This window comes from Bacillus sp. FAU20 (assembly GCF_056033865.1).
Window position 1 is genome coordinate 972,391 of sequence record NZ_JBVYHY010000003.1, and the last position, 14,219, is coordinate 986,609.

Annotated in this window: 14 protein-coding genes; 9 read left to right on the forward strand and 5 right to left on the reverse strand. The window is 32.3% G+C overall.

Annotated elements, in window-relative coordinates:
- Positions 1-183: 183 nt before the first annotated feature.
- From AC0OM3_RS05480 to AC0OM3_RS05495, 4 genes are read left to right on the forward strand one after another with little or no spacing between them, the layout of a single operon-like run.
- The gene (locus AC0OM3_RS05480; RefSeq protein ID WP_000932600.1) at positions 184-1,170 is read left to right on the forward strand and encodes a UDP-N-acetylglucosamine 4,6-dehydratase family protein; all 987 of its coding nucleotides are present in this window, start codon (positions 184-186) and stop codon (positions 1,168-1,170) included.
- A complete protein-coding gene (locus AC0OM3_RS05485; RefSeq protein WP_474211169.1) occupies positions 1,167-2,078 on the forward strand; it encodes an NAD-dependent epimerase/dehydratase family protein in 912 nt (303 codons plus the stop codon). Before AC0OM3_RS05480 ends, AC0OM3_RS05485 begins: the two co-directional genes overlap by 4 nt.
- Positions 2,075-2,425 carry a DUF6572 domain-containing protein gene (locus AC0OM3_RS05490; RefSeq protein WP_074593605.1) on the forward strand — a complete coding sequence of 117 codons (351 nt, stop codon included), beginning with the start codon at positions 2,075-2,077 and terminating at the stop codon, positions 2,423-2,425. The genes AC0OM3_RS05485 and AC0OM3_RS05490 overlap by 4 nt, the downstream gene beginning before the upstream one ends.
- A gap of 48 nt (positions 2,426-2,473) precedes the next feature.
- A complete protein-coding gene (locus AC0OM3_RS05495) occupies positions 2,474-3,538 on the forward strand; it encodes an undecaprenyldiphospho-muramoylpentapeptide beta-N-acetylglucosaminyltransferase (protein WP_061884506.1) in 1,065 nt (354 codons plus the stop codon).
- A gap of 99 nt (positions 3,539-3,637) precedes the next feature.
- Here AC0OM3_RS05495 and AC0OM3_RS05500 read toward each other — a convergent pair whose 3' ends face one another.
- The gene (locus AC0OM3_RS05500) at positions 3,638-6,358 is read right to left on the reverse strand and encodes a sensor domain-containing protein (protein WP_474211170.1); all 2,721 of its coding nucleotides are present in this window, start codon (positions 6,356-6,358) and stop codon (positions 3,638-3,640) included.
- A 407-nt stretch (positions 6,359-6,765) separates the two neighbouring features.
- Between AC0OM3_RS05500 and AC0OM3_RS05505 the strand changes: the two genes are divergently transcribed.
- The 3 genes from AC0OM3_RS05505 to AC0OM3_RS05515 all read left to right on the forward strand — a co-directional run bounded on the left by AC0OM3_RS05505 (position 6,766) and on the right by AC0OM3_RS05515 (position 8,933).
- A complete protein-coding gene (locus tag AC0OM3_RS05505) occupies positions 6,766-7,581 on the forward strand; it encodes an alpha/beta fold hydrolase (RefSeq protein WP_000640334.1) in 816 nt (271 codons plus the stop codon).
- Positions 7,582-7,719: 138 nt separating this feature from the next.
- Complete coding sequence (locus AC0OM3_RS05510; RefSeq protein ID WP_000109179.1) at positions 7,720-8,295, forward strand: histidine phosphatase family protein; 576 nt, start codon at positions 7,720-7,722, stop codon at positions 8,293-8,295.
- A 320-nt stretch (positions 8,296-8,615) separates the two neighbouring features.
- Positions 8,616-8,933 carry a hypothetical protein gene (locus AC0OM3_RS05515; protein WP_000809491.1) on the forward strand — a complete coding sequence of 106 codons (318 nt, stop codon included), beginning with the start codon at positions 8,616-8,618 and terminating at the stop codon, positions 8,931-8,933.
- Positions 8,934-9,020: 87 nt separating this feature from the next.
- On the opposite strand, the gene AC0OM3_RS05520 is transcribed toward AC0OM3_RS05515, so the two are convergent.
- Entirely contained in the window at positions 9,021-9,659 is a 639-nt protein-coding gene (locus AC0OM3_RS05520; RefSeq protein WP_001241254.1) for a YczE/YyaS/YitT family protein, read from the reverse strand.
- Between the two features lie 196 nt (positions 9,660-9,855).
- Between AC0OM3_RS05520 and pepT the strand changes: the two genes are divergently transcribed.
- A complete protein-coding gene (gene pepT / locus AC0OM3_RS05525) occupies positions 9,856-11,088 on the forward strand; it encodes a peptidase T (RefSeq protein ID WP_000807004.1) in 1,233 nt (410 codons plus the stop codon).
- Between the two features lie 39 nt (positions 11,089-11,127).
- Here the strand turns inward: pepT and AC0OM3_RS05530 are convergent, their stop codons facing one another.
- The 3 genes from AC0OM3_RS05530 to AC0OM3_RS05540 are packed head-to-tail and all read right to left on the reverse strand — an operon-like array spanning position 11,128 to position 13,143.
- Positions 11,128-12,039: a DNA glycosylase gene (locus AC0OM3_RS05530; protein WP_000123508.1), complete on the reverse strand. Its 912-nt coding sequence runs from the start codon at positions 12,037-12,039 to the stop codon at positions 11,128-11,130.
- Positions 12,036-12,566, reverse strand: coding sequence for a methylated-DNA--[protein]-cysteine S-methyltransferase (locus AC0OM3_RS05535; protein WP_001089844.1), 531 nt, complete (start codon positions 12,564-12,566; stop codon positions 12,036-12,038). The genes AC0OM3_RS05530 and AC0OM3_RS05535 overlap by 4 nt, the downstream gene beginning before the upstream one ends.
- A complete protein-coding gene (locus AC0OM3_RS05540) occupies positions 12,547-13,143 on the reverse strand; it encodes a bifunctional transcriptional activator/DNA repair enzyme AdaA (RefSeq protein ID WP_000551322.1) in 597 nt (198 codons plus the stop codon). The genes AC0OM3_RS05535 and AC0OM3_RS05540 overlap by 20 nt, the downstream gene beginning before the upstream one ends.
- A 154-nt stretch (positions 13,144-13,297) precedes the next feature.
- Here AC0OM3_RS05540 and AC0OM3_RS05545 point away from each other — a divergent pair, with 154 nt between their 5' ends.
- Complete coding sequence (locus AC0OM3_RS05545) at positions 13,298-14,056, forward strand: exodeoxyribonuclease III (RefSeq protein ID WP_000767615.1); 759 nt, start codon at positions 13,298-13,300, stop codon at positions 14,054-14,056.
- Positions 14,057-14,219 lie beyond the last annotated feature (163 nt).

Consider the following 14,219-nt stretch of genomic DNA (forward strand, 5'->3'; position numbering starts at 1 on the left):
CATGAAAACCGTATAAAAAATCTTACTGTTGTGAGATGAAATGAAAAACAGAAACTATGTTTAATAGTTTCTGTTTTTTTATTTTGTCAATTAAATGTAACAAACGACGATTATGATTTGAATCAATTGAAAATAATTCAATAAATATTATTTAAATTGAGATGTTTCGTAGGAGGAAAAAGAATGCTAAATAAAATAATTTTAATTACTGGTGGGACAGGTTCGTGGGGGCATGAACTTATAAAACAACTATTAGAAAAATCACCGAAAGAAATTAGAGTTTTTTCAAGAAATGAAACGGTTCAGTTTGAAATGCAGCAACAGTTTATAAATGATGATAGGTTAAAATTTATTATTGGAGATATTCGTGATAAAGATCAACTAGTCTATGCTTGCCAAGATGTACATTATGTGTTCCATCTTGCAGCTTTAAAACATGTTCCAGTATGTGAGTATTATCCTTATGAAGCTATAAAAACCAATATACATGGTACGCAAAATGTAATTGAAGCCTCTATACAGATGCAAGTTGAAAAAGTTATATATGTTTCAACGGATAAAGCAGCTGATCCATCAAATACGTATGGGATGACAAAAGCCATTGGTGAAAAATTAATGGTTCATGCGAATATACAAACGAAGAAAACAAAATTCATTTGTATTCGTGGTGGAAATGTTTTAGGAACGAGTGGAAGTGTAGTACCACTTTTTAAACAACAAATTAAAAAATCTTCACAAGTAGGGATTACCGATGCCAATATGACTAGATTTTTCTTAACAGTTGAAGATGCTGTTGGGTTGTTATTTAAAGCCGTATCTCAAGGTAGAGGCGGGGAAATCTTTGTTATGAAAATGCCGGCATGTAAAATAACAGATTTAGCAGAATTATTAATTGAAGATTCGGGAAAAGAAAACATTAAGGTAAAAGAGGTAGGGATAAGACCGGGTGAAAAATTAAGTGAAATGCTTCTATCTGAGGTAGAGAGTAAAACAAGTATAAGTTTTGATCAAAATTATTTTGTGGTACTACCGACTATTCCTATAGAAGGACTTCAAGAATATTATTCTAGCTATCCTCTAGTGGATGTAAAGAGTTTTAGTTCTCAACAAGACTTACTTGAAAAACATGAGGTGAAACAAATGCTATTAAAAGGAGGATTTTTGCGATGAAAAAAAATGCGAGCCTTTTGATAACTGGTGCAAATGGGTTCACAGGACGCCATGCTTGCCACTATTTTTTAGAGCAGGGCTTTCATGTAATTCCTATGTTTCAAAATCGTGCACATAGAGAAAAAATTAGAAATGGTATTACTTGTAATTTAACTAATAAGAGCGAAGTAATGAAGGTGATGAAACAAATAAAGCCAGACTACGTATTGCATTTAGCAGGAAGGAATTCGGTCATAGAATCTTGGACAGCTGCCCTTGAATATATAGAGATTAATGTAATAGGAACGTTATATTTATTAGAAGCAATTAAGCAAGAAGCCTCGCATTGTAGAACATTAGTTATAGGATCTGCTTTGCAAGCAAATAGTATGAACGAAATAAAAATTTCAAATCCATATAGTTTAAGTAAAACGATACAAGTCATTATTGCAGAGGCTTGGGGAGGATTAATGGATTCAAATATTATCATTGCAAAGCCCTCAAATTTAATTGGTCCAGGAGTATCGAATGGTATTTGTTCGATTCTTGCAAAGAAAATGATAGAGATAGAATCAGGTACAAGTAAAGCTATTATCAAAGTAAACAGTTTGAAAGATAGTAGAGATTTTGTAGATGTACGTGATGCGGTCAAAGCGTATCATGTGTTATTACGAGATGGAATAAATGGAAAACAATATAATATCGGATCAGGAGTAAAACGGTCTTTATTAGATGTACTAGAACAATATAAAGAATTAACACAGCTAAATTTTTTTATAGAGGAAACAGAGAAAAAAGGGAGCGACTCAAATGAGAGTTTAGCAATAGAGGAAATAAAAAAGTTAGGTTGGATCCCAGAAATTGAATTTCATCAATCATTAAAAGATGTACTTGAGTATGCGAAATGTAGTGACATCTACATGCAATGAAAAACAAAAAAGGATGTAAGAAATATATGAATGGTTATGAAGTAATAGATAATCAAAATACGCTATATCTTTCAATTGTTGATACGCAGGACTGGAGAGATGAAAAAGCGCATGTATTGCTTATTTATGAGGCAATACATAAATATCAAGCGTATGTAGAAGAAAAAAGGGTTAATCGAATAAAGTCAGCATTAGAGACGGAAACTAGGTATGTGATTCAAATCTTTGCTCAATACGAGTGTAGTGAGTATGGAAATGATTTTTATGAACTCATTAACGATCTTTTACAAGATATAGAGGTGGAGTTAAGGATTTATATAAAAAATAATAAGTTTATTTACATTTAAAAGGTAAAGAGAAAGCTAGATTTTTAATAATAAAGGTGGGTATAAGTTATGAGCAAAACGATTCTTTTTACTGGGGGCGGTACAGCCGGACACGTTATGATTAATATTGTATTAATTCCTAAATTTATAGAGAAAGGATGGAGAGTCGAGTATATTGGATCCAAAAATGGAATTGAAAAATCATTAGTGCAAAATGTTAAATACAATAGTGTTTCAACGGGCAAGCTTAGGAGATATTGGGATTGGGAGAATTTTAAAGATCCTTTTAAAATTATACGCGGTTGTTTACAAAGTTATAATTTAATTAAGAAAACAAAACCTGACGTTATCTTTTCAGCAGGAGGATTTGTTTCAGTTCCTGTAGCTATAGGAGCATGGTTAAATCGTGTGCCTATAATTATACGTGAACCAGATAGCACATTAGGGCTTGCCAACAAAATAGCATTACCTTTTGCTACAAAGCTATGCACAACATTTCCTCAGACAGGAGAAAATGTAAATAAGGAGAAGAAGGTTTATGTAGGACCAATTGTAAGGGAAGAAATTGAGAAGGGTAATGTATTACGAGGAAGAAGATATTGTGAATTTCAGCAAGATAAACCAGTATTATTAATTATGGGTGGGAGTCAAGGTGCTAAGTGGATAAATGATATGGTAAGGGAATGTTTAGATACAATACTATTAAACTTTAATATTATTCATATATGTGGTAAAGGGAAGATAGACCCATCTATTGGCACGGAGGGGTATATGCAATTTGAATATATAGGCGATGAGTTGCCGCATATACTAAATATGGCAAGTGTTGTAGTTTCAAGAGCGGGTTCTACTGCTATTTCTGAATTGTTATTTTTGAAGAAACCGATGTTGCTTATCCCGTTAACTAACAGTTCCAGTAGAGGAGATCAAGTTTTAAATGCTGAATATTTTTCACGGCAAGGATATGCGGAAGTTATACTCCAAGACAAAGTAAGTACGAATACATTTATACATGCAGTAAATAAGTTGTATACAAATAAGGATAAATATATTCAAAACATGAATGGATATAAGAAAACAAATGATGAGGGGATTCATCATTTAATAGATATAATAAATGAAGTGGTGAAGTAATAGAAATGTAAATAGGAAAACAAAAGGAAAGAAGGTATCTTCTTTCCTTTTTACTATATTTGTTCAAATTCATTATTATTTATTTCAATTGGCTATGTACTATGGGTGAATGCCGTTTTCTAATAGCTCAGTAAATGCATGAATATGAATAGGTTTACTGTAATAATAACCTTGAATAAACTGACATTTATTTTTTTGAAGGAAATTTACGTGCTCTTTCGTTTCTACACCTTCAGCAATGACAGACATTCCTAATGTATTTGCTAATGTGATGATTGTTTTAATAATTTCCATTCCATCATCACATGTTTCAGACATTGTAATAAATTCTCTCGGGATTTTTAACGTATCAATTGGATATAAAGGTAAGTAGGCTAGCGAAGAATAACCTGTACCAAAATCGTCAATTGAAATGTGAATCCCTAAACTTTTTAGTGTACGCAGTTTTATCAATGTTTCTCGCTCATCCATCATTGCAATTCGCTCTGTTAATTCAAGATCAAGAGAGCTTGCTGGTAAACCAGTATTTGTTAAAGTAGAAGAAATAGATTTTACAAAATCCTCTTGTTCAAATTCTTTAGCAGATAAATTTACACCTATTTTTAAATGTGAATATCCGAGTGCGTGCCAACGTTTCATTTGCTTACAAGCCTGCTCTAATGTCCATTTTCCTATTGAAATAATTTGTAGTGTTTCTTCTGCAATCGGAATAAACTCGTATGGAGAAATAATACCTAATTCAGGATGATTCCACCTAATTAAAGCTTCTGCACCGATAATTTTATTAGATTCACTATCAACTTGAGGTTGATACAAAAGGAACAATTCTTCATTTTGTAGTGCGTTTGGTAAATCTTTTTCTAATCGCAATCGTCTTTCAATTTTTTTAGCGATTACATCGTCATAAATAGATACAGAGTTAAGTTCTTTTGCTTTTGCATCATACATTGCAACATTAGCGTTTTTCAGAAGTGTAGCGGTATCGATTCCGGAATGTGGATAAATAGCGATGCCGATACTCAGTGATAAAGTTAATTTATGCTCATGTATGATAAATGACTTTTTCATGCATTTAAATAATTGGTTACATAATTGGAATAAGTAATCTTCGTCAGTATAGTTTTCAATTATGATTGTAAATTCATCGCCACCGATTCTTGAAAGATGAGTATGTGATGGAAGACATGATTGGAAGCGCTTTGCTACTTCTTCTAATATGTAGTCTCCTGATGAATGTCCAAGTGTATCGTTAATTGCTTTAAAGCGATCTAAATCTAAATATAATAATGCAAACTCGCTTTCTGTTATTTCAGCATTTTTTATAACTCTCTTTAATTTCTTATGGAAAAAGGCACGGTTACCAATTTTCGTTACAGTGTCATGGAATGCTAAATATTTTATTTCTTCTTGCTGTTTTTTTAGTGCAGTAATATCTTTCACCATAATATAGCTTCCTGAAATTTGTCCGTCTATTATAATAGGAATGATTGTAACGTATAAAAAATAAGTAAAGCCATCTTTATATTGAGAACTAAGTTGTAAGGATGCCGATTCTTGTTGTTTCACTTTCTCTAACGCCAATGCTAGCTTATGCTTATCTTCATCTAAAATAATCGAAAAACAAGTTTCACCGAGTAACTCATCTGTTGGTGCTCCAAGTAGTACACTCCCAGCCTTATTTACATTTAAAAATATTCCATTTAAATCAATGGTGAAAATAGGATCAGGATGATATTCATATAATGATTTGAATTTTTGTTGTTTTTGAGAAAGAGCCTCTGATTTATGAACTAAATCAGAAGTCCGTAAAGTAACTTTTTCTTCTAGTTGGGCATTAAATGCCTGCAAACGTTTTGTTAAGGAATTGTTTTGCATACGTACGATAGAATGACGAATGAGTACGAAAATAAAAGTAATACAATTTCCTGTAATGAGAGTTGAAGATGATGTTTGTTCTTTTAATGTAAACCCGATTAGTATTGCAACAGCAAGATAGGGAAATACAACTAAAGCTTTTTTTCCTATTATAGGGTTTACAAGGAAATAATTTTTATGGCTATTATGATCTTCTGAAATAGAGCCAGCTATTGCAATAAGTAATATAGGTATTCTATATAAAAGACGTAATAATATTATCGTTTCAGTTGATAAGTGGTTATTTAAGTAAAAATAAATATAGTTAAAAGTTGCAGAACTTATTAATACAAAAATAAAGATATAAATTTTCCGTTTGGAATTAAAAATTGTTGGACGGAAAAAGAGACTAACAGCTAGCAGTAGAAATAATAAATCTGCAATTGGGTATAAAAATGAAAGGAAAACATCTCCTAGTGAAAGAGCGAATATATTTAAATTTGGTTGATTAAATAAATACCATTCTAATGTAAATATGGAAGTAAGCACTATGCATATATCACAAATAAAGAACGCTTTTTCCCATTTATTGCATTCCTTTAAGATTTTATAGCAGAAAGCGATAAGACAGAAAAATAGAAAAAACATGTAAAATACATCAGAAACCGTAAAACGATGTATTGGAATTTCGAAGAAGCTATCTTGATATGTATATACTATTTTCCCTAATAAAAAACTACCAATTGCTATTGTAATACATATCCAAAACGGATTTGAACTGACTTTTTTAGAATATATAGAGTAAATCAGTGATACAAATGTAATGGCTTCAACGACAAGTGAAGCGAAGCGTACATCTGAATTTGAAAAATGAGTAGGGAACAGATAGAAAAACATAAAATAGATTGAATAGCATATTAATGTTCCGATTAATATACATAATTGTAAATTTTTATTTAATTTCAATGAAATCACCTTCTTTAATTATGCACTATGTTCGTTATATCTATACATAATAATATTATTTAAGAATTGTATCAGATTTCCTTATAAAAATCATGTTTATAAGGAAAGTGTTAAAGAGTGTAAGTATTCTTAAGGTTGAAAAAATATTGCAGTTGATAGTATAGACTGTATCAAGACTTTAAATAGAAATTGTATATTTAGTCATCCTTTGAATTGTAAAGTTTTTTTAGTGATTTGTAAGTGGAGATGCAAAATTGCATATAAAATGAGGAGTATCTTTTTTTGATGAGCTTTTTATTTTTAATCTAAAAATTAACATTTGCGGAAATATTGAGAAAGGATATAAAATAAGAACGTGTATTCTTACAGAGTGGAATAGTATTGCCACTAAATAGGGAGGCTTTTTTATGATATATCGAATTAAAGATGCAGAAATATACTATGAAATTGTGGGAGAGGGTAAACCGGTCATTATCATACATGGCTGCGCCCCTGACCATAGGTTAATGATGAAATGTATGGAATCAGTATTTCAGAAATATGAAGGTTATAAGCGAATATATATTGATTTACCCGGAATGGGAAAATCGAATGCTCCAAATTGGATAAATAGTTCAGATCGTATAGTAGAAGTGCTTATCACATTTATTGAGGAAATCATTTCTACTGAAAAATTTTTATTGGTAGGAGAATCATATGGAGGCTATTTAGCCAAAGGTATACTTGCAAAGATGTTTGAGAGAGTTAGCGGATTATTATTAGTATGTCCTGTTGTTGTAGCGGAGCCAGAAAAAAGGATTCTTCCAGATAAACAGGTAATTGTACAAGATGAGGAATTTTTAAATACGCTCACTTCCACAGAAAGAGAGGAGTTTTGTGAGTTAGCTGTAATAGCAAATGAATATACATATAAGCGATTTAAAGAAGAAATTAAGCCTGGGTTAGATGTTGCTAATTATGAATTTATTGAAAGGTTGCAAAAGAATTACTCTCTTACTATGGATTTTCAGCATGAAAAATATGAAAATCCCGTTCTTTTACTGACTGGAAGACAAGATATATCAGTAGGTTATCAAAATATTATAGAAATTATTGAAGAATATCCAAGGGCAACATTAGCAGTGTTAGATATGGCAGGGCATAATTTGCAAATTGAGCAGCCTGAATTATTTGAGAGTTTAGTAGGAGAATGGATTAGACGAACAAATCAGCACAGTTTATAAAGTATTTTAGTATTACCCCTAAGTGTTGAAATGGGATAAATGAACGTGATTTATTAACTTATCTCGCTATTTGCCGGGCAGCCCGATTAGTGAGGGCTGATTAAAGTTTCACTTTATAAAAAATTTTAAGGAGAAATTATGAGCACATATATTTATATGGTTAGACATGGTGAATCACCAAAACTAGAAGGAAATGAAAGAATGCGTGGATTAACTGAGAGGGGACATATGGATGCCCGTAGAGTAACTGACATATTAAAAGCGGAGAGGATTGATACTTTTATTTCCAGTCCTTATAATCGGGCTATGCTAACGATAGAGGAGTCAGCTAATTTCCATGAAAAAGAAATAGTAGTATATGAAAATCTTAAAGAGTGTATGTTTTCAAGTGAGGATCAGGTTATATCAGACAAAGAGGTGTATCCACTTGTACAGAAGATGTTCTCTAATCCGGACTTTGCACGAACGGAAGGAGAGTCATATGCAGATTGCCAGAGAAGAGTAGTGAAAGTATTAAAAGAAATCTTAATGGATTTTCGAGGATGCAAAATTGTAATTGGTACACATGGGCTTGTCATGACATTAATGATGAACTATTTTGATAAACAATATGGTTTTGAATTTTTAATGAATACGTCAAAACCGGATATATATAAGATGGAATTTAAAGAAGAACAATTAATGAATGTAGAGAGATTATGGAAAGCTGAATAAAATTAGTTGCATGGATTTTGTTGTAAAAGTTACTTTTATAGCAAAGTCTTTTTTGGAATAGAAAGCATCTTTATCAACTATTGTTAGAATGTTAAATAAATAAGTAATTATTCAGTCTTTGAATAAATTATGGAGAAATTGGTTTAGGGAAACAATTTTAAATGTGTCAAAATTCCAAACGTTGGATTTATATTCAATAGGAGAAAAAGATGTAGAATTTTGTCTTACAGTCCCCATTTACTTTTCATTTCATTACATATAGGCTTTGTGGTGTAAGGGGGACATCACCTTTACGCAAAATCTATAAGGAGGTCATTGTAATGAAACAGATTAAAAAGTTTGCGGGAGTTGCTTTAGCGGGGACGATTGGATTAAGTGGACTACTGTTTTTAGAACCAAGTGTAAGCGTTGCGGAAGCACAGCAAGTGAAAGAGGAGAATTTCAATGTAATTGATGTATCAATGAATCTAAATGAATTATATGTATTAAGTGGCAGAAGCATTGATGTTCTTTCTGGAGATAAAGAAGCAATTCAGCTAAATAAATACACAATTAGTTTTAGTAAACCCGGGAAGTACGTTATAAGGGTAAATGGCTGTATTTATGACGATGTATATACTTTTATTGTGAATGAGTAGTATATATTCTAAAATTATGAGATAAAAAAACACCTTATTTGCGGTGAGAATCGTAAATAGGGTGTTTGATTTGTATTAAGTTGTAATTTAAATATGTTTACTAACTTTATCTTTGTTTTGTAAAGTATGTAAAAGTGTTTGAAATACCTTAAATGATTGCTGAAAGATTGGACTTTGAATAAAAGTGTATAGAAAAGTTACGATAAAAACAGGGCCACCGAGCATAAATCCAATAACTAGTACAATACATTCTACTATGATTCTAGCACGGCTAATAGATAGTCCTGTTTTGTCGGAAATAGTAAGCATGAATCCATCACGAGGTCCAGCGCCAATTCCAGCAGCAACATACATACCTCCCCCAATACCCGTAATGGCGATACCAGAAAATAAAATGAGTAAGTTTAACCATAAATAATCACTAGCGTTTGGAAGAATATTTGATTGTAAGAAAAAGTCCATAATCGGACCGATAAGTAGTGCATTTAAAAATGTTCCCACATTTATATATTTTCGATCTACTAGTAAAGAAATGAGAACGAGACATAACCCACATATGACACTCCACGTACCAATCGTCCATCCAAACTTTTGGTAGAGAGCCATATTTAAAACTTCCCAAGGATGTAAACCGAGAAATTTTACTTTGACTGCAAGAGCATTTCCAAGGCCAAAGAAAATTAATCCTAAGAAAAAAAGAAAATAGCGAAAGAGAGTTAGCCTCATCTTTAAAACCTCCCATATTTTATAATTATGTATGTTACCTGTTACGGTTTTAATGTACAAATATTATGTCTTTTTATCATTCGTTTAAAAATGTTAACAATGTAAATTAAATATACATCTTCACAGTCAAAAAAGTTAAAATATTTCGTTTTAAGGATTATAATGGAGGGAGAAACATAAAAGGGAGTGAATGAACTTGAAACAAGAACTTATTGAAAGATTTACGAGATATGTAAAAATTGATACGCAATCAAATGAAGAAAGCCATACAGTACCAACAACACCAGGACAAATTGAGTTTGGTAAGTTATTAGTGGAAGAGCTAAAAGAAATTGGGTTAACAGAAGTAACGATGGACGATAACGGGTATGTAATGGCAACACTTCCGGCTAATACCGATAAGGATGTTCCTGTAATCGGCTTTTTAGCACATTTAGATACAGCAACAGATTTTACAGGGGAAAATGTAAAACCACAAATTCATGAAAACTTTGACGGAAACGCAATTACGTTAAATGAAGAGCTAAATGTTGTGTTAACACCAGAACAATTTCCAGAGTTACCATCTTATAAAGGCCATACAATTATTACAACTGATGGTACGACACTTCTTGGAGCAGATGATAAAGCTGGTCTTACAGAAATTATGGTTGCAATGAACCATTTAATACATAATCCGCAAATTAAGCACGGGAAAATAAGAGTAGCATTTACACCGGATGAAGAAATTGGTCGTGGGCCAGCGCATTTTGATGTAGAGGCGTTTGGTGCATCATTTGCTTATACGATGGATGGAGGCCCATTAGGTGGTTTAGAGTATGAAAGTTTTAATGCTGCAGGTGCTAAGTTAACGTTTAACGGAACGAATACACATCCTGGAACAGCGAAAAATAAAATGCGCAATGCTACTAAACTGGCTATGGAGTTTAACGGGTATTTACCAGTAGAAGAGGCGCCAGAATATACAGAAGGCTATGAAGGATTCTATCATTTACTTTCTTTAAGTGGTGATGTTGAGCAAAGTAAAGCGTATTATATTATTCGAGACTTTGATCGTGAAAATTTTGAGGCGCGTAAAAATAACGTTGAAAATATTGTGAAGACTATGCAAGAAAAGTATGGCGAAGATGCAGTCGTTTTAGAAATGAATGATCAATACTATAACATGCTTGAAAAAATTGAACCGGTAAGAGAAATTGTTGATATTGCATATGAAGCAATGAAAAGTTTAGACATTGAACCGAATATTCATCCGATTCGCGGAGGCACAGATGGATCACAATTATCATATATGGGATTACCGACGCCGAATATTTTCACTGGTGGTGAAAATTATCACGGTAAATTTGAGTATGTTTCGGTAGATACTATGGAAAAAGCCGTTCAAGTTATTGTGGAAATTGCAAGACGTTTTGAGGAGCAAGCTTAAAAAAGAACCAAGTAGTACGAATGTGCTACTTGGGTTCTTTTAATATAGTACTCGCCACAAATAAAAAGTCGCATAAGACTCCCAATTAGCCCAGTTTGCCGCGAAATCTTTTATTTCATTTTTAGTCGGTTTATTTTCGGAACCTGTTATAAATTTAATTGCATTATGCAGACCAACATCATCAATTGGAAAAGCTGAAGGAAATCTTAAACAACGCATTAAAACGTAGTTGGCAGTCCATGGGCCTATACCATGGATAGCAGTTAATTGTTTCTCAGCAACTTTTACATCTTGTGTTTGCAGTAAATCCTCTTTTGATAGTTTTCTCTCTGTAATAAGCTTCGCAATACCGATTAAATATTCACATTTTCTAGTCGTCAGTTTTAGTTGTTGAAGATCTTCTACATGTAGATTTGCAATTGTTTCAGGTGATGGGAATATCCAATGTTTTCTACCGTCCCATTCTACATAACTTCCAAATTGCTCAACTAATCTTCTTTTTAGCGTATAAGCATATGTTAGGTTAATTTGTTGACCGATAATTCCCCAGGAAAGTGCCTCAAATAAGTCTGGAATACCTAAAGTACGAAGGCCATAATATTGTTCAATTGGTCCTTGAAGGAGTAAATCATGTTTAGCTAATGTATAAAAGGGGGTTAAATCAGTAGTTAAATCAAACCATTCTTTTACATAGTTAGCTACAGCTTCACGTATCGATTTTTCAGATGTATATGATTCTTCTAAACAACGTATTTGAATATTTCCATCTGTATTCACACTAATTTCAACTAAAGGATTTACATCTTGAACAGGGATAACTTTATAAATTTTGTTATCTTCAATATGGAACATACATTCATTATTAGAACGTGATAGATAACGTAAATTTTCTTGGAAACAAAATTCTTTTGGAACTGCTATAGATAATGCGCTATTATATTCTGCTGTCATATGAATTCCACCTGCAACTTTTCTAATGTAAGCAATTTTTTCTTCATTTCTAATCCGCCCCTAAATCCGGTTAGTTTCCCATTCTTCCCAATAACGCGGTGACAAGGAATGGTAATAAGAAGAGGGTTAGCAGCAATAGCAGAAGCAACGGCGCGCACAGCTTTAGGTTTTTGAATTCTTTCAGCAATTTCTGTATAAGAATAGGTCTTTCCATAAGGAATTTCACGTACCGCATTCCAAACAGATAATTGAAAATTAGTTCCATAAGCATCGATAGGAAATGTAAAAGTTTCTCGCTTGTTTTCTAAATACTCGATAACTTCTTGTTTATATATTTGCAAGTAATCTGGAGTATGAATCAATATATGTTGGGGCATATTTTTTCTAGCCCATATATTTAATTCTTCAAAGTTTTCGTCTTGTGATCCAATGAAACATAGTCCATTTTCAGTTGCAGCAATATGAAATCGCCAATTTTTATGTGTAAGTAGCGTCCAATATATATAATTATTTTTGTAGGAATTCATTATCGTATCCCTCTTTCATTTCGTTCTTTTTTCGATATTCAGTAGGAGTAAATCCGGTTTTCTTTTTAAATAAAGTTGCGAAATACTCTGGGTTTTCTATCCCGACAGCAGTACTAATTTCTTTAATAGATTGATTTGTGTGTAAAAGGTATTCGGTTGCTTTAAGAACCCTGAATTGTTGTATATATTCTATAGGAGTTAGCCCTATTATTCTTTTGAAAGTACGCTGTAAATGAAAAGGGCTACCGTGACACATTTCCGCAAGCATGTCGAGAGTTAAGGATTCGTCATAATGCTTTTCGATATAGTCTTTAATTTGTTCTACCCACTCTTCATTAGGTAAAGTGATCCCATTTGGCTTACAACGTTTGCACGGGCGAAAGTTTTCACTTAATGCTTGCTCTGCATGATGAAAAATTCGTACATTGTTTCTATTCGGTATTCTTGATTTGCATGATGGTCTGCAAAAGATTCCAGTTGATTTCACAGCATAAAAGAATTTGCTATCATAGGAAGAATCATTATGAATAATTGCTTGCCAATACTCATTTGTTAATGTAACTCCTTCATTGTGCAAAGAACATCACCTCTGAAATTAGTATAACCTGAATAAAGTCCGTATGTATGTATTCATAAATGTAAGAGCAAGATTACAAAGATGAAAATATGATTGTTTTTCTATTTTGTGATAGCATGAAATTTGGAAATAAACATCAAGAGGAGGGCTAAAAGTGAAGTTAATTTCATGGAATGTAAATGGTTTGCGAGCAGTTATCGCAAAAGGTGGATTTTTGGAATATCTCGAGGAATCAAGTGCTGATATATTTTGTCTACAAGAGATTAAATTACAAGAAGGGCAAATTGATTTAAATCTAGAGGGATATTATACATACTGGAATTATGCTGTGAAAAAAGGATATTCAGGAACGGCTATTTTTTCGAAGAAAGAACCGCTTTCAGTTACATATGGTTTAGACATTGAAGAGCATGATCAAGAAGGGCGACTTATTACTTTAGAATTCGAAGATTTTTATATGATAACGTTATATACACCAAATTCAAAACGTGGATTAGAACGATTAGATTACAGAATGAAATGGGAAGATGATTTCAGGTCCTATATCAAACGATTAGATGAGAAAAAACCAGTTATTTTTTGTGGAGACTTAAATGTTGCTCATAAAGAAATCGATTTGAAAAATCCAAAAAGTAATCGTAAAAACCCTGGATTCTCTGATGAGGAACGAGAGAAATTTTCATGTATTTTAGAAGAAGGATTTATTGATACGTATCGTTACCTTTATCCTGATCAAGAAGATGCATACTCGTGGTGGTCGTATCGTATGGGCGCGAGAGCGAAAAATATCGGATGGCGTTTAGATTATTTTGTTGTTTCGGAAAGAATGAAAGACCAAATAACAGAAGCGAAAATTAATAGTGAAGTAATGGGATCAGACCATTGTCCAGTTGAATTACATATCAATTTCTAAAAAAAGAAGTATCTCCCTAATATTAGGGGAATACTTCTTTTTTTAATTCAGTTTGTTAAAATTTTTCAAATCATTCTTGAAATAATTGCATATTAAATATATACTTAGTAACGATAATCATTATCAATGAAAAGCGTTATCAATGGATGAGGTATAAAAGAAT

Coding starts and splice junctions, on each gene's coding strand:
- AC0OM3_RS05480 (WP_000932600.1), top strand. CDS start 184: ATGCTAAATAAAATAATTTTAATTACTGGTGGGACAGGTTCGTGGGGG.
- AC0OM3_RS05485 (WP_474211169.1), top strand. CDS start 1,167: ATGAAAAAAAATGCGAGCCTTTTGATAACTGGTGCAAATGGGTTCACA.
- AC0OM3_RS05490 (WP_074593605.1), top strand. CDS start 2,075: ATGAAAAACAAAAAAGGATGTAAGAAATATATGAATGGTTATGAAGTA.
- AC0OM3_RS05495 (WP_061884506.1), top strand. CDS start 2,474: ATGAGCAAAACGATTCTTTTTACTGGGGGCGGTACAGCCGGACACGTT.
- AC0OM3_RS05505 (WP_000640334.1), top strand. CDS start 6,766: ATGATATATCGAATTAAAGATGCAGAAATATACTATGAAATTGTGGGA.
- AC0OM3_RS05510 (WP_000109179.1), top strand. CDS start 7,720: ATGAGCACATATATTTATATGGTTAGACATGGTGAATCACCAAAACTA.
- AC0OM3_RS05515 (WP_000809491.1), top strand. CDS start 8,616: ATGAAACAGATTAAAAAGTTTGCGGGAGTTGCTTTAGCGGGGACGATT.
- AC0OM3_RS05520 (WP_001241254.1), bottom strand. CDS start 9,659: ATGAGGCTAACTCTCTTTCGCTATTTTCTTTTTTTCTTAGGATTAATT.
- AC0OM3_RS05530 (WP_000123508.1), bottom strand. CDS start 12,039: ATGACAGCAGAATATAATAGCGCATTATCTATAGCAGTTCCAAAAGAA.
- AC0OM3_RS05535 (WP_001089844.1), bottom strand. CDS start 12,566: ATGAATTCCTACAAAAATAATTATATATATTGGACGCTACTTACACAT.